The sequence below is a fragment of the Paracoccus versutus genome (genome assembly GCF_029909795.1).
Lineage (GTDB): Bacteria > Pseudomonadota > Alphaproteobacteria > Rhodobacterales > Rhodobacteraceae > Paracoccus > Paracoccus versutus.
Genome location: NZ_CP038196.1, coordinates 26697 through 41800 on the forward strand (window position 1 = coordinate 26697; position 15104 = coordinate 41800).

Sequence of the window (15104 nt, forward strand, 5' to 3'; positions counted from 1 at the left end):
CCGTCAGCCCTCCAGCTTGATGACGATGTTGAGATACTTGTCGACATGGGCCACCGATTTCGGCGGGATGACGATGGTGGAGTCGAACTGCTCGACGATCGCCGGGCCGGCGATTTCGAACCCCGCCGGCAGATCCTCTCGGGTGAAGATCGGCGTGTTGGCATGCGGCTGATTGTCGAACCAGACCTCGCGTCGGCTGGCTGGTTCGGGCCGGACACCCGTGGGTTCATGCACCGCCAGGTCGGCTTTCGGCACGACACCGATGGCCTTGAGTTGCAGATTGAAGAACTCGACCGGTGTGTCATCGCGGCGATAGGCGTATTCGCGCTCGTATTCGCGATGGAAGGCGTCGGTAAGTCCCTTGATATCTGTGATGCTCCCCGGCACAGGAACCGTGAGCGTTCGCCACTGTCCCTCATACATCATATCGATGCTGCGCTGCAGCACGATATCCTTTCCATCCACGCCCTCATGTGAAAGGCGCATTACCGCCTCCGTCTCCATGGCCTTGAATCGCGCCTCGATCTCTTCGGGTGTGGTATTGCGTGCTGCCTTGAGGAAGCTCTCTTTGAAGTCGTGCTGGACGTCGACGAGCAGGCAGCCAAGCGCCGAGGTGACACCGGGATTCGGCGGCACGATCACGGCCGGGATGGACAGTTCGCGGGCCACATCCACACCATGCAGAGCGCCGGCGCCGCCGAATGCAACCAGCGCGAAATCCCGCGGATCATAACCGCGGCCGATCGAAATGATCCGCACCGCATCTGCCATGTTGGCGTTGGCCACCTTGACGATGGCTTCCGCCGCCTCCGGGACGGTCAGGTCGTGATCCTTGGCAACCGCCGCGACTGCCTCGGCGGCAAGCTCGGCCTTAAGGGTGATCTTGCCCCCGGCGAGCGTCGGCCCTTGACGGCCCAGCACTACGTTCGCATCGGTGTTGGTCGCCTGCATGTTACCGTTTCCATAACAAGCAGGGCCCGGATCCGCCCCGGCCGATTGCGGTCCGTTCTTCAACGATCCCGCCGGGTCGGTCCAGGCCAGCGAGCCGCCGCCCGCCCCAATGGTAACAATCTCGATCGCCGGGAAGCGGATCGGATACCCGAATTCGATGAACCAGTCGTTGGTGACACGCAGTTCACCCTTGTATGCCATCGAGATGTCGGTCGAGGTGCCCCCCATGTCGAGACCGATGGCATTCTCATAGCCGCACAGGCCGGCGATGTGGCGCGACGCGATGGCCCCCGCCGCAATGCCCGATCCGGCAAGACGGGCCGAGAAATCGCGCACCGAAGCCGGCGTCATCACGCCACCGCCCGAATGCAGCAGCAGCAGGTCGCGCTTATAGCCGCCTTCGGCCAGCTTCTCGCCCAAGCGGTCCACGTAATCCACCACCACCGGACTGGACACGGCATTCACCATGGTGGTCGAGAACCGCTCATGCTCGAAGATCTCTGCCATGACCTCGCTCGAGATCGAGACCGGCACATCGGGCATCACCTCTTTAAGGATCTCCCGCATCCGACGCTCATGGGAGCCATTCAAATAGGCATTGATGAAGCAAACGGCCACAGCCTTTACGCCGCGACGCTTGAGAATCCGAGCAACGTCGCGGGCGGCTTTATCGTCCAGCGGCGTCAAGACCTTGCCTTCGAAGTCGATCCGCTCGGGGACGGTAAGACGGTCGCGGCGCGGAATATAAGAGCCGGGCATATCCTTGTAGGCATCCCACAGTTCGTTGCGGTTACCGCGGCGGATCTCGACCACATCCCGGTAGCCCTGAGAACAGATCATGGCTGTGCGCGGCAGTCGGCGTGTGATCAGGGCATTCGTTGCCACCGTCGTGCCGTGGGAGAACAAGGCCACCTTGCTCAGATCGATGCCGGCATTGGAAATGCCGTTCATGATGCCCTCAATGGGATCGCTGGGAGTTGAAGACGCCTTCTCGACCCGGATCTGGCCGGTCTCCTCGTCCAGAATGCAGATGTCGGTGAACGTCCCACCAACGTCGACTGCAACACGTATGCTTTCCAAATCAGCCTCCTTCTTGTTCTCGCGGTTGCGCCAGAACGGCGCCTTGGTGTCGGAATTGTTCTCGGCCCAGCTATCGCGGAACCGGCGGACGCAGAGGCACCGGTTCCGTGGGGCGTATGAGCAGGAGAAGCCGGATGAGACGTTGCCGCTCCGTCATCGCGCCGGGAATCTCAGCGCCGAACGATGCGGCTTTCCTGGCGCAATCTGCGCCATTGCAGTGTCGTGCACGGCAGCGAACCCCTGTTTAATCCACGTTACGATTCACGTCTTTTTGTTCTTATCTGTAATATATCATCCAAACCCGACGTCAGTCAACAAAGTTTACGAGAAATTACAGGAAATATTGTAATTCATTGATTTGTATTATATATTTATGATTCCTGCGCTGGCAGCGGCACGGCCTATGACTGTTCGCTCGTTCAAGCCGCCGTGCGCTGTAGATCAACACCGGCGCTACAAACCTGGTAAGCGGCCGGAGCATAGGCGACCACTCTAAGGCAGACTGATCGGTTGAGCAGAGTTGGAGGACACTGTTGGAGGCCTAGCCCGCATGGACCCGACACGCCCGTCGAAGACCACTCTGAGCCAACCGGACCTGAGGCCCCGCCCCAACCGCCAGAACCGCAATGCCGAGGTCGATTTCCGGCGTGAGAAGCGCACGAACGCCACCCATGCCTCGACCATCGACCCTGACGCGCGGCTCTATAAGAAGTCCTTGGGCGCTGGGGCGATGCTGCGCTTCATCGGCCATGCGCTGATGGAGAACCGCAACAGCCTGATCGTGCGGGGCGATCTCACCCAAGCCGACGGCCATGCCGTACGGCGCGCCGCGCTGGACATGATCCACCGTCACTCCCCTGGATCGACCCGGCGGCTGACACTGGTCGCGGACAAGGGCTTCAACACGGCCGACTTCGTCGCCAATCAGCGCCAAGCCTGCGTCACCCCTCATGTCGCGCAGAAATCGCGACATTCAGCGATCGACGGTCGCGCCACCCGGCATGAGGGATACGCCCTGTCCCTGAAGAACCGAAAGCGCATCGAGGAGGCCTTCGGCTGGGCCAAGACCGTCGGCGGCAGGGCACAGACCGTCTATTGTGGCGTCGAGCGTGTGCGGTCCCGCTTCATCCTCACAATGGCCGCCAACAATCTGGCCAGACTGCCCCGGTTGCTGACCGCATGAGGCCGAGGGGCGTCACCGGACCCGCGTGGACTTCCTCTTCGCCCACCCGGTTGACAGGGATCCCGGTCCCAGCGATGGGAAACCGTTCCAACGCAGCGACTATTTCAGCACCCTGCTGAAGCGTGAAACTATGAGTTCTTCAAGCCTGCGCGGCAGGTATGAGCCAGCATCGGGTTGCGAAGGAATTCAGTATGTCCCTACAGCATGGTTGCTAAGATGACGACGGTCTCAGTTCCGCCGGGGGTTCGTCGTGGCCTGCGTCATCGCTGCGCTCGGTATCAGCAGCGTGTCCTTCGTCCGGACCCGGTCCGACCGGGCCCGGGACTGATCTGCGTCCGGCTCAGCGCGCCAAGAACGCGTCGGTGTCGATGACCTCGCCATACATGAAGGCGAGCGCCGCCATCAGCGCGGCATGGACCTGCGCGGCGGGGGTGGTGACGCCGTCGAACTCCAGGTCGCGGGTGGCGCAGGCGTCGTGGATTGTGGTGGTCTGGTAGCCCAGGTCATTGGCCGCCCGGACCGTCGCATCCACGCACATGTGGCTCATGGCGCCGACGACCACGACCTCCTCGACACCGTTTTGCTTCAGCAGATGGTCCAGCCCGGTCTCGCGGAAGGAGTTGGGGAAGTTCTTGGTGATCACGGGCTCGTCGCCCTGCGGCAGCACGGCCTGGTTGATCTGCGCGCCTTCGCTGCCGGCGACGAAGATCGGGCCGCCGGGGATCTCGTGGCGGATGTTGACCACCAGGTCGCCGCTTTCGCGGGCATGCGCCATGACGCGGGCGGCATTGGCGGCGGCGGCCTCGATCCCCACGAGGGAGAAATTGCCGGTGGGCCAGTATTCGTTCTGAAGATCAACGACCAGGATGGCGCGTTTCGACATGATATTTCCTTTCGGTGGTTGGGTTTTCTTGCACTGAATATGAGTTCGGATAATGGTGTGGACCATTGGCGAAATCGACAGAATCAGGGGCAATATCGACAATGACGGCGCAGATCGGCATCCTGCTCTATCCCGGCGCGCAGGTTTCGGCGGTGCTGGGATTGACCGACCTGTTCCACCTCGCCTGCCGATCCGCGCCACGGGAGGATGCGGCGGGCCACCTGCGCGTCCGGCACCTGCGGGCCGATGGCGGCGCCGCGCCGGAAACGGTCTTCGACAGCGATCCGCAAGGGTTCCACGATGCGCGTTGCGACGTGATGATCCTGCCGCCGTCGCTGGAACCGCCGATCAGCCCCGAGGCGGCAGTGCCGCTGGCGCGCTGGCTGCGGGAGCGGCATGCCGATGGCACGGTGCTGGCCTCGGTCTGCGGCGGCGCCTTCCTGCTGGGCGAGACCGGCCTGCTGGCGGGCCGCGCCGTGACCACGCACTGGACCTATGTCCAGGCCTTGCAGGACCGCTTTCCCAAGGCGCAAGTGGATACCGACCGGCTGATCATCGACGGCGGCGACATCGTCTCGGCCGGCGGGCTGATGTCGTGGACCGATCTGGGGTTGAAACTGGTGGACCGTTTCCTTGGCCCGGTGGCGATGGCCGCGACGGCGCGGATGCTGCTGGTCGATCCGCCGGGACGCGAGCAGCGCTATTACAGCGGCTTCGTGCCACGCCTGAGCCATGGCGATGCCGCGATCCTGAAGGCGCAGCATGTCCTGCAGGCTTGTGAGGGCAAGGAGACCCGCCTTGCCGTCCTGGCCGCCGAGGCCGGGCTGGAGCCCCGCACCTTCCTGCGCCGCTTCCAGAAGGCGACCGGGTTGACCGCGACGGATTACGCCCAACGCTTGCGGGTGGCCAAGGCGCAGGAACTGCTGCAATTTGGCCAGCAACCCGTCGAACGGATCGCCTGGCAGGTCGGCTATTCCGACCCCGGCGCATTCCGCAAGGTCTTCCTGCGCATCGTCGGCCTGACGCCGGGGGAATACCGGCAGAGGTTCCATGCCTGAGCCGGCCCAGCCTCCGATATCATCTGGATCAAGGTGACATCAGCCCGTGGAGATCGCCAAGTGATTGGCGCGTCATTTGAATTCCATTAGGGGCGAGAATGTCATCGATGAGCCAGGACAACGCCGTGTCCAGCGCGCCGAAGGTCTCAGCCGGCACGCCGAGCCTGGGCATGGGCCGCGCCTCCGTCAAGTTCGCGGCGGGAAGCACCCGTGCCATGCCAAGAACAAGACCAGCGATTCGTTCCGCATTGGACTGGAACCACTCCTTCGCCTCCTGTCCGTTGCCTTGGGGGCGCAAAAGCGAATCGCTATCGGCGTAGATCCGCAGGGTTGCGAACCGCTCTCCGCGATCAAGCCAGCGACTGAACTGATCTAAGAATGCCAGTTGCTCATCGGCCGTCGGGGCACCTCGAAGGACGGTGACAATAAGCGGCCAGTGGTTGAGGTCATGGGTGATCATATGCGGTCTCCAGGATTGGCCGGCGGAGGGCGAGAGCGCCTTGGTCGCCGGTGTCACTGGAGGTTATCGGTGTCGCCCGCTATACGACCATTGGCGATCTCGACATAAACATGGCTGATTCCGACAATGAGCGCTAAGACCCTGACAGAGTTCGGCCTGGTGCTCTATCCTGGCGCGCAGGTATCGGTGGTGTCCGGCCTCACCGATCTCCTGGTGATCGCCAACCGTTTCGTTCTTTCCGATGACGAAGAATCCGCAAAGGAAGTGCGTGTTTCGCATTGGCAGGCAACATGCCCTGACAGCCCGCCCGAGCGGATATTCGACACCCACCCGGAAAGGGAAGGCATGCCGATGGTGCTGGTGCTGCCCTCTGTCCTGGGAGATCCCGGCGGTCACGCGCTCGACGACAGCACGGTCGCCTGGTTACGCGAACGGCACGCGACGGGCACGACGCTCGGCTCGGTATGCGCCGGCGCCTTTCTGCTGGCCCAGACCGGGCTGCTAAATGGGCGCACGGTCACGACGCATTGGCTCTATGCCGAGCCATTCCGCCGGCAATTTGGGCAGGTAAAGCTCGATGTCGACCGGCTCGTCATAGATGATGGCGACATCATCACCGCCTGAGGGGCGATGTCCTGGACCGATCTGGGTCTGAAGCTGCTCGACCGCTTTCTTGGCTCGCGGGTGATGCTCGAAACCTCGCGCATCCTGCTGATAGACCCGCCCGGCCGCGAGCAACGCTATTACAGCTTCTTCTCTCCCGACATGAGCCACGGCGACCAGGCCATTCTGAAGGTGCAGCATTGGCTGCATGCCACTGCGGCACAGGACATGGTGCTGAACTCCATGGTCGCGATCACCGGCCTGGAGGAGCGGACCTTTCTGCGCCGTTTCCGCAAGGCAACAGGAATGACAACAACGGAATATTGCCAGCGCATCCGTATGGGTCGCGCCAGAGAGTTGCTGCAATTCGGTCAGTCCTCGGTCGAGAGCATCGCTTGGGAGGTCGGCTACCATGACGTAAGTGCATTCAGCCGAGTGTTCACAAAGCTGCTCGGCCTGACACCAGGCGAATACCGTCATCGCTTCGGTTCGGGCCGGACCCTTTCCCGGCTGTAACGAACACCCTAGGTTCCACGGATCGCGGATCGCGGATCCGGTATCCCGGCGACCATGCGCGATATCTGGGGGAACCGGATCCTCTGCCTTGGGCGACTACACCAACTCAGCCGAGACTTCGCCCCTTCTCGCGTTGACCAGAACCGCGGCGATCACGGCCGCAGCGATGAGGGCTGCCGAAGCCGCTGCGAGTCCGAGGCCGTAGCCGTGGACAAGGGCGTCGTTCGCCGCCTCCACCAGCCCCTGATCTCCGGCATTGCGGCCACGATAGAGGCCGGCCAGCGCATCGGGCATCCGGCTCGCCGTCGCCGTCACGGAGACCGTCGAAAGCACCGCCAGCCCGAAGGCGACGCCGATCTGCTGGGACGCGTTCAGCAGCGCCGAGGCGATACCGGTTTCCTGTGCGGCCACGCCCTTCACCGCCGTCAGGGTCAGCGAGACGATGCCCATGGCGAAGCCGAAGCCCAGCAGGAATGCGCCGGGCATGAAATGCCCGGCATAGTCGAACGCATCCCCGATCCGCGACAGCCAGAACAGCGCGCCGCCGGCGATCAGCATCCCCGGCACCGCGACCTGCCGGGGCGCAAGGCGCAGGACCAGCTTCGAACTGATCCCGGCCCCCAGCACCAGGCCGATGGCGAAGGGCAGCCATGCCAGCCCCGCCGCGATCGGGCTGTAGCTTTCGATATGCTGCATGTAGAGCGTCAACAGGTAGAACGCCCCCATCGGCCCGAAGGCCAGCAATGCCGTCGCCAGATAGGATCCGGTCCGGTTGCGGTCGTTGAACAGATGCAGCGGCAGCAGCGGGCTTTTGCCGCGCGACTGAAGGATGAGGAAAAGCGGCAGCATGACGGCGGCGACCGCGAAGGCGGCAAGCGTAATCTCGTCGGTCCAGCCATGCTCGCCGCCGCGCGTGATCGCATAGACCAGCGCGGACATGCCGGCGATGCTGGTCGCGGCCCCGGCAAGGTCGAGGCGGCCCCGATGCAGATCGGCCTCGGCAAGGATGCGCGATCCGGCCAGGACCGCCAGGCCGATGGGAATGTTGATGAAGAACACCCAGCGCCAGCCGAGCGTGCTGGTCAGCACACCGCCCAGCAGCAGGCCGGCGACGATGCCGAGCGCCGACATGCCGCCATAGACCGCCATCGCCTTGCTGCGCGGCTGGCCTTCCGGAAAAGTGGTGGCGATCAGGGCCAGCGCATTGGGCGCGGTCAATGCGGCCCCCAGCCCCTGCAACCCGCGAAAGGCGATCAGCGACGCACCGTCCTGCGCCAGCCCGGCCAGCAGCGAGGCCAATGTAAACACCGCCATGCCGATCTGGAGCAGGCGCCGGCGCCCGAACAGATCGCCCAGCCTACCGCCGAACAGCAGCAGCCCGCCGAAGGCGAGGATATAGGCATTGATGACCCATGGCAGGTTCGCGGCGGAAATGCCGAGTTCGTTCTGGATCACCGGCAAGGCGATATTGGCGATGGAATCGTCAAGCACCAGCATCAACTGTGCCGTGGCGATGACGGTCAGGGACAGGCCGAGATTCTGATCGGGCCGGTCGTTTTGCGGGGTTCCCACAGCTGTCATTGGAATATCCTGGATATGTTTGAATTTCAGTGAGAAAAGCTGATGGCTCGGCGCATCATCCGCCCACCATCGCCTGCGTATGCGCTGGCGGCCGGTCAGCCATTTTTCCATCATGGATCTGCATGAGAAGCCCCTTGCCTTCACCTCATGCCGGCCAATCTGGTGCTTCCCATCGTTGGAAGGTCAAGAGGCTCCGCAGGCTATTCCACCCGCGCCACGTGCTTTCCGGAAGTCAGTGGCTGTGACCGATGTGACCGGACGGCGCGGCGGGCCTATCAAGGCTGCAGCTTTCCGTCCCGGTCCAGTCGATCCCCACCGTCGGATGCTCGATATCGAACTCGGATCGCAGGATCTGTTCGGCTTGGGTGGTCAGCGCCATCAGGTCGGCGCCGGCGGTCGGGCGGATTTTCAGCGTCGCCAGCGCGCGCCCCGAGGTGATCTGCCAGACATGGACATGGCCGACATCCTCGATGCCGTCGACATTGGCCTTCAGATGCGCGGCGATCCTTTCCGCCCCTGCATCATCCGGTGCGCCCTCAAGCAGGATATGCAGCGTGTTCTTCAGCAGGCTCCAGGCGCTGCGCAGGATCAGAAGCGAGACGAAGACCGACAGGACCGGGTCGATGGGCGTCCAGCCGGTGAACCAGATCACCACCGCCGCCGCGATGGCGCCGACCGAGCCGAGCAGGTCGCCCATCACATGCAGGACCGCGCCCTTGACGTTCACATGCCCGGTGTCGCCGCGTGTCAGGAACCACAGGACGAACAGGTTCACCAGCATGCCGATGACTGCGACCACGAACATCCAGCCGGCCAGCACCGGCTGCGGTTCGCGAAGGCGCGCGATGGCCTCGTAGAGGATGAACCCGACGATCCCGAACAGGGTCAGCGCGTTGATCAGCCCGGCGATGACCTCGAAGCGCGCATAGCCGAAGCTGCGTTTGCTGTCGGCGGCGCGCCGGCCCAGGCGGAAGGCGGCATAGGCCAGCCCCAGCGCGATGGCGTCGGTCAGCATGTGTCCCGCATCCGCCAGCAGCGCCAGCGAGCCGGACAGGAGGCCGCCGATGGCCTCGACCAGCATGAAGCCGAAGATGATGAAGAAGGAGATCAGGATCTTGCGCTCATTCTCGCCGGTGACGGCAGGGACATGGGAATGATCGTGATCGTGATGGTGATGCCCGGCATGCGGGCCGTGGTCGTGCTGATGAGCCATGACGCAATCCGCCTTCATTGATTCTATACTTGAATAAGTGTTTAAGTATTGCCAGTCAATGCCAAGTCGATGCTGCCTGCCCCGACCACCCCTTCCTGCCGTCACAGGGGAGGCCTGGGCTTGTCGTGGCTTGTATCGCTGGTGGCGCAGTGGTTCAGATGACCTTTCAGCGCGGCGATCTTCCGATCCGTCGCACGACACCGCCAGTTTCCGCATCCCGAGAACGACCATGACCAATACGCCGGATTTGCTACGACTGATCGCGACCGTCTTCGTCGCAGTGACCTGCGTGGTCATCGGGGATACGGCGGGCAAGCTGCTGACCGGCGGCGGCGTGGATCCCTTCATCGTGGCATGGTCGCGGTTCTTCCTGGCCGCGCTGATGCTGCTTCCCTTCAGCGGCTTGACCCGGCGGGAACTGCCGGCATTGCTGACCTGGCGTGTCTTGCTGAGGGCGGGATTCATCGTATGCGGGATCTGCTGCATCCTGACGGCCCTGAAGACGGAACCGATCGCCAATGTCTTCGGCGCCTTCTTCGTCGGCCCGGTCGTGTCCTATATCCTGGCGATCCTGTTCCTGGGCGAGCGGCCATTGGCGCAGAGAAGCCTCTTGCTGGCGATCGGCTTCGCCGGCGTGATGCTGGTGGTCAAACCCGGTTTCGGCAGTTCCGCCGGCATGGGTTTCGCCCTGGCGGCGGGGACGTTCTACGGCGCCTATCTGGTCATGACCCGCACTCTGGCGGGAACATTCCGGCCGCGATTCCTGCTGATCTCGCAGCTGCTGATCGGAGCCGTCGTCCTGACGCCCTTCGGCCTGCAATCCGACTTTCCCGCGCTCGATGCGCCCTTGCTCACGCTCCTCCTCGTCAGCGCCGTCGGCTCGGCCCTGGGCAACTACCTGCTGGTCATGGCCAGCAGGAAGGCCGAGGCGAGCCTGATCGCGCCCCTGGTCTACAGCCAGCTGATTTCGGCCACGGCGCTCGGGATCGTCGTCTTCGGCGATTGGCCCGACATCGTATCACTGGCGGGTCTGGTGCTGATCGCCGTTTCGGGGCTGGGCTCGCTGCTGGTCCATCAGCGCGCCGGCAAGACGCGACTGTCCAGGACGGGCGCTTAGTCCGGGGTCAGTCTTCGTGATGGTCTTCAGCAATATGGGAGCCCATATCCAGCAAGACATGGCTGACATGGTGATCCGCGATCTCATAGAAGATCTGCTTGGACTGCCGCACCCCCCTGACCAGCCGCGCGCCGCGCAGCAGGCGCAGGTGGTGGCTGACGAGCGAGACCGACAGCTCCAGCCGTTCGGCGATGTCGCTGACCGCGATCGGCCCGTCCAGGCAGCACAGCACGATCCGCAGCCGCGACGGATCGCCGAGCAGGCGAAAGGTCTCGGCGAGGATCGTCACCTCGTTCTGGGACAGTGAGACGGACCGTTTGCAGTCGGGCCCGGTGGCGGCGTCCATGTGTCACATGCCTTTGATCGCGTGGGTGAAGGGAATCTAGCAACCACGAAGGCAGAGCGCAATGAATCCGAGCTTTCTTTGCGGTTATACGTATGATTTCCAACAGAATCTTGCCTTGCACCAGATCAATCGGCCCCGGCCACGCCGTTCCGGCCCGGTGCCTCGTATTTCCGGCAACACCCCTTGACCTTCCAACGATGGGAAACCCCATATCAGGGACCTGAAACGCAAATCAGGAGATCCCCCATGAAATTCCACGTTCCCGACATGTCCTGCGGCGGCTGCGTGCGCGCGGTCAGTGCGGCCATCACCGTGTTGGATGCGCAGGCAAAGGTCGAGGCGGATACCGTCTCGCGGACCATTTCGGTCGACACCGCCGCGGCGGCGCCGGAGGTGATGAAGGCGCTGGACGAGGCCGGTTTTCCGGCGACCGCAGCTTGAGGAGACGCGCATGAACAAGCTGACGACGATCTTCATCGCGGCGATGGCCGCGATCTCGGCCGGATTTGCGAATGCCCAGCACCAGACGCAGGGAGACAGCGGGGGGCAGGGGCACGACATGAGCGCGATGCATGCGCCCGCCGCGGAGGACAGCCCCTCGACCCGGGCCTATGTTGAGGCGATGGACCGGATGCATCAGGAAATGATGATCGACTATAGCGGCGATGCCGATGTCGATTTCATGCGCGGCATGATCCCGCATCATCAGGGAGCCATCGACATGGCCAAGGTAGCGCTGGAGCACGGCAAGGACCCGCAGGTCCGCAAGCTGGCCGAAGAGGTCATCAGGGCCCAAGAATCCGAGATCGCCATGATGCGCGAATGGCTGGCGGATCACGGCAAGTAAGCGCATCCCAAAGTGCGGCGGGGCCTTCCGTCAGGTCCGCCGCCACCTGCCTGCGGGCAGGCATCCGGGGAACCGCTTCCCGCCGGACCGATTGTCTTCGGACGAGGGTCCGGCTCACCCGAACATGATCGCCAGCCTGTCGCGCGGCGATCGCAAGGAGAAGACCATGGCAGATACCCCAAAACGCGCCGCGCTTTACCGGATGGTGACGGCGGACCATACCTGCCCCTGGGGGCTGAAGTCGCTCGACCTGCTGAAACGCGAGGGTTACGAGGTCGACGACCACCACCTGACCGACCGCGCCGAAATCGACGCCTTCAAGGCAAAGCACGGTGTCGAGACCACGCCCCAGACCTTCATCGACGGCAAGCGCATCGGCGGCTATGATGACCTGCTGGCCTTCTTCGGCAAGCAGGTGAAGGACAAGGACGCCCCGACCTACCGGCCGGTGATCGCGCTTTTCGCCATGGCGGCGCTGATGGCGCTGGCGACAAGCTGGGCCGCCCTCGGCAGCCTCGCGACGGTGCAGGCCGCCGAGTGGTTCATCGCGATCGCAATGTGTCTGCTGGCGCTTCAGAAGCTCAAGGATGTCGAGGGTTTCTCGACCATGTTCCTCAACTACGACCTGCTGGCGCGGCGATGGGTGCGCTACGGCTATGTCTATCCCTTCGCCGAGGCGCTGGCGGGCATCCTGATGATCGCGGGGGCGATGATGTGGCTGTCGATCCCGGTCGCGCTGTTCATCGGCACGGTAGGCGCGGTATCGGTCTTCAAGGCGGTCTATATCGACAAACGCGAGTTGAAATGCGCCTGCGTCGGCGGCGACAGCAACGTGCCCCTGGGATTCGTCTCGCTGACCGAGAACCTGATGATGGTGGCGATGGCGGTCTGGATGCTGCTCAAGCCGATGGGCGTCGGGCTGGGGCATTAGGGAGGGAACGGCAGCATGAATATCGGTCAGGCGGCGAAATCCTCGGGCGTATCGGCCAAGATGATCCGCTATTACGAACAGACGGGGTTGATCCCGCCGGCGGACCGCACCGCCTCGGGCTATCGCGATTATTCGGACAGCGAGGTGCATATGCTGCGCTTCGTCCGCCGGGCGCGCGACCTTGGTTTTTCCGTGGCAGAGATCGACGGATTGCTGGGCCTCTGGCGCGACAAGTCGCGCCAAAGCAGCGAGGTCAAGCGCATCGCCCGCAACCATATCGCCGCGCTGGAGGAAAAGATCCGCGCCCTTCAGGAGATGACGGAAACGCTGAAGGAGCTGGCCCGCTCGTGCCGGGGCGATCACCGGCCGGATTGCCCGATCCTCGAACGGCTGGAAACCGACAGGCCGGATGAAGACCTGACCATCCGTCCAAGAAGCGGCGCCGTTTAAGAGATGCGCATTTTAACATGGCAAAGGCGTCGGGCTGATGACTATTGCGGCTTCGGCCACCGCGATGTTGCCCGTCTAATCTCGCTGCATTCCGGTCGTTACCGATTGTATAGCTAATACAATAACGTACCCTCCCTTTCCTTTCTTTTCCTGCGCCCCAGTACGTCGATCCCATTTCCCATGTTGCCAGAGCCGAATTTCTGCCTCTTCTACTTGTCCCCGATCCAGGGCCGCCCGTCGCGGGTGCCCGTGACGGAACGAGGACGAGATGGCGGCTGCTCACCAGAAACCTGAAGCGATCCGGCGCGGCGCCCGCATGCTCCGCACCGCGCTCGGACCTGCCATCGCCCGGTTTCTGGAAGATCCCGCCATTATCGAGGTCATGCTCAACCCCGATGGCCGGATCTGGATCGACCGGCTTTCCGAGGGCCTGAACGACACGGGCGAACGCCTTTCCCCTGCCGATGGCGAGCGCATCATCCGCCTGGTCGCCCATCATGTCGGCGCCGAGGTCCATGCCCGGTCCCCGCGCGTCTCCGCCGAACTGCCGGAGACCGGCGAACGGTTCGAGGGACTGCTGCCGCCGGTGGTCGCCGCGCCCGCCTTCGCCATCCGCAAGCCCGCCGTCGCGGTGTTCACCTTGGACGACTACGTCACCGCCGGGATCATGACCCGGATGCAGGCCGAGGCGCTGCGCCTCGGCGTGGCGACCCGCGCCAATATCCTCGTCACCGGCGGCACCTCGACCGGCAAGACCACGCTGACCAATGCGCTGCTGGCCGAGGTGGCGAAGACCTCGGATCGCGTCGTCATCATCGAGGATACCCGCGAGCTGCAATGCGCCGCGCCGAACCTCGTTGCCATGCGCACCAAACACGGCGTCGCCAGCCTGTCAGATCTGGTCCGATCGTCGCTGCGCCTGCGTCCCGACCGCATCCCGATCGGCGAGGTGCGCGGCGCTGAGGCGCTCGATCTGCTGAAGGCCTGGGGCACCGGCCATCCCGGCGGCATCGGCACCATCCATGCCGGATCGGGGATCGGCGCCCTGCGCCGCCTCGAACAACTGATTCAGGAAGCCGTCGTCACCGTGCCGCGCGCCATGATCGCGGAAACCATCGACCTCGTTGCCGTCCTCGCCGGACGCGGCTCCGCGCGCAGGTTGGCCGAGTTGGCCCGCGTCGATGGGCTGGGGCCTAACGGCGACTACCGCATCACCCCCGTCATTCCCGACGCCGACCTGCCAACCGCAGAAAATACCGGAGAACTGCCATGATCCGTCCTGCCCTGACGTTCCGCCGCCGTATCGCGACAGCCGCCAGTTTCGCCTATGTCAGCTTGGTGCTGGCGCCCGCCGCCCATGCCGCCGGCTCATCGATGCCCTGGGAGGCGCCGCTGCAGTCGATCCTCGATTCCGTCGAGGGGCCGGTGGCGAAGATCGTGGCGGTGATCATCATCATCGTCACCGGTCTGACCCTGGCCTTCGGCGATACCGGCGGCGGCTTTCGGCGGCTGATTCAGATCGTCTTCGGCATCTCCATCGCCTTCGCCGCCAGTTCCTTCTTCCTGAGCTTCTTCAGTTTCGGCGGCGGAGCCGTGGTCTGATGTCCGCCGGATTGGAACAACTTTCCGAGGTTCCGGGCTTCACGGTCCCGGTGCATCGCGCCCTGACCGAGCCGATCCTGCTCGGCGGCGCGCCGAGGAGCATCGCCATCCTGAACGGCACCCTGGCCGGCGCCGTCGGCCTTGGCCTCCAGCTATGGATCGCCGGGATCCTGATCTGGGCGGTGGGCCATCTGGCCGCCGTTTTTGCCGCCAAACGCGATCCGCTCTTCGTCGAGGTCGGGCGGCGCCACCTGCGTCTCCCCGGCCATCTCGCCGTCTGAGA

General features: G+C 63.9%; 17 protein-coding genes and 1 pseudogene. 12 read left to right on the forward strand and 6 right to left on the reverse strand.

Annotated features, from left to right (window positions below; translation table 11 throughout):
* Positions 1-3: 3 nt before the first annotated feature.
* Positions 4-2031, reverse strand: coding sequence for a hydantoinase/oxoprolinase family protein (locus E3U25_RS00145; protein WP_116221503.1), 2028 nt, complete (start codon positions 2029-2031; stop codon positions 4-6).
* Positions 2032-2620: 589 nt separating this feature from the next.
* Between E3U25_RS00145 and E3U25_RS00150 the strand changes: the two are divergent.
* Positions 2621-3214, forward strand: a pseudogene (locus E3U25_RS00150) (transposase); the annotation flags it as partial.
* Between the two features lie 340 nt (positions 3215-3554).
* Here E3U25_RS00150 and E3U25_RS00155 read toward each other — a convergent pair.
* On the reverse strand, positions 3555-4097 hold the full coding sequence (locus tag E3U25_RS00155) for a cysteine hydrolase family protein (RefSeq protein ID WP_116221502.1): 543 nt from the start codon (positions 4095-4097) through the stop codon (positions 3555-3557).
* Between the two features lie 101 nt (positions 4098-4198).
* On the opposite strand from E3U25_RS00155, the gene E3U25_RS00160 reads away from it, so the two are divergent.
* Positions 4199-5155 (forward strand): GlxA family transcriptional regulator, encoded by a 957-nt coding sequence (locus E3U25_RS00160; RefSeq protein ID WP_116221501.1) that lies wholly within the window; start codon positions 4199-4201, stop codon positions 5153-5155.
* A gap of 28 nt (positions 5156-5183) precedes the next feature.
* On the opposite strand, the gene E3U25_RS00165 is transcribed toward E3U25_RS00160, so the two are convergent.
* Positions 5184-5615, reverse strand: coding sequence for a hypothetical protein (locus tag E3U25_RS00165; protein WP_116221500.1), 432 nt, complete (start codon positions 5613-5615; stop codon positions 5184-5186).
* Between the two features lie 126 nt (positions 5616-5741).
* On the opposite strand from E3U25_RS00165, the gene E3U25_RS24885 reads away from it, so the two are divergent.
* Positions 5742-6239 (forward strand): DJ-1/PfpI family protein, encoded by a 498-nt coding sequence (locus tag E3U25_RS24885; protein WP_244295042.1) that lies wholly within the window; start codon positions 5742-5744, stop codon positions 6237-6239.
* 6 nt (positions 6240-6245) lie between these two features.
* Complete coding sequence (locus E3U25_RS24890) at positions 6246-6734, forward strand: GlxA family transcriptional regulator (protein ID WP_244295039.1); 489 nt, start codon at positions 6246-6248, stop codon at positions 6732-6734.
* 96 nt (positions 6735-6830) lie between these two features.
* Here E3U25_RS24890 and E3U25_RS00175 read toward each other — a convergent pair whose 3' ends face one another.
* Positions 6831-8315 carry an MFS transporter gene (locus E3U25_RS00175; RefSeq protein WP_116221753.1) on the reverse strand — a complete coding sequence of 495 codons (1485 nt, stop codon included), beginning with the start codon at positions 8313-8315 and terminating at the stop codon, positions 6831-6833.
* Positions 8316-8547: 232 nt separating this feature from the next.
* Positions 8548-9528 (reverse strand): cation diffusion facilitator family transporter, encoded by a 981-nt coding sequence (locus E3U25_RS00180; protein WP_116221752.1) that lies wholly within the window; start codon positions 9526-9528, stop codon positions 8548-8550.
* Between the two features lie 229 nt (positions 9529-9757).
* On the opposite strand from E3U25_RS00180, the gene E3U25_RS00185 reads away from it, so the two are divergent.
* The gene (locus E3U25_RS00185) at positions 9758-10645 is read left to right on the forward strand and encodes a DMT family transporter (RefSeq protein WP_116221499.1); all 888 of its coding nucleotides are present in this window, start codon (positions 9758-9760) and stop codon (positions 10643-10645) included.
* 7 nt (positions 10646-10652) lie between these two features.
* Here E3U25_RS00185 and E3U25_RS00190 read toward each other — a convergent pair whose 3' ends face one another.
* Positions 10653-10991 (reverse strand): ArsR/SmtB family transcription factor, encoded by a 339-nt coding sequence (locus tag E3U25_RS00190; RefSeq protein WP_116221498.1) that lies wholly within the window; start codon positions 10989-10991, stop codon positions 10653-10655.
* Positions 10992-11237: 246 nt separating this feature from the next.
* On the opposite strand from E3U25_RS00190, the gene E3U25_RS00195 reads away from it, so the two are divergent.
* The 7 genes from E3U25_RS00195 (at position 11238) to E3U25_RS00225 (ending at position 15102) form a co-directional block, all read left to right on the forward strand.
* Entirely contained in the window at positions 11238-11432 is a 195-nt protein-coding gene (locus tag E3U25_RS00195; RefSeq protein WP_116221497.1) for a heavy-metal-associated domain-containing protein, read from the forward strand.
* 10 nt (positions 11433-11442) lie between these two features.
* Complete coding sequence (gene copM, locus E3U25_RS00200; protein WP_116221496.1) at positions 11443-11838, forward strand: CopM family metallochaperone; 396 nt, start codon at positions 11443-11445, stop codon at positions 11836-11838.
* Between the two features lie 166 nt (positions 11839-12004).
* Positions 12005-12769, forward strand: a complete 765-nt coding sequence (locus E3U25_RS00205) for a MauE/DoxX family redox-associated membrane protein (protein ID WP_244295036.1) — start codon at positions 12005-12007, stop codon at positions 12767-12769.
* Positions 12770-12784: 15 nt separating this feature from the next.
* Entirely contained in the window at positions 12785-13219 is a 435-nt protein-coding gene (cueR, locus tag E3U25_RS00210; protein ID WP_116221495.1) for a Cu(I)-responsive transcriptional regulator, read from the forward strand.
* Positions 13220-13487: 268 nt separating this feature from the next.
* On the forward strand, positions 13488-14492 hold the full coding sequence (gene trbB / locus E3U25_RS00215; protein ID WP_116221494.1) for a P-type conjugative transfer ATPase TrbB: 1005 nt from the start codon (positions 13488-13490) through the stop codon (positions 14490-14492).
* Complete coding sequence (locus tag E3U25_RS00220) at positions 14489-14821, forward strand: TrbC/VirB2 family type IV secretion system protein (protein WP_116221493.1); 333 nt, start codon at positions 14489-14491, stop codon at positions 14819-14821. The genes trbB and E3U25_RS00220 overlap by 4 nt, the downstream gene beginning before the upstream one ends.
* Positions 14821-15102 (forward strand): VirB3 family type IV secretion system protein, encoded by a 282-nt coding sequence (locus E3U25_RS00225; RefSeq protein ID WP_116221492.1) that lies wholly within the window; start codon positions 14821-14823, stop codon positions 15100-15102. Before E3U25_RS00220 ends, E3U25_RS00225 begins: the two co-directional genes overlap by 1 nt.
* The last annotated feature ends 2 nt before the right edge of the window (positions 15103-15104 follow it).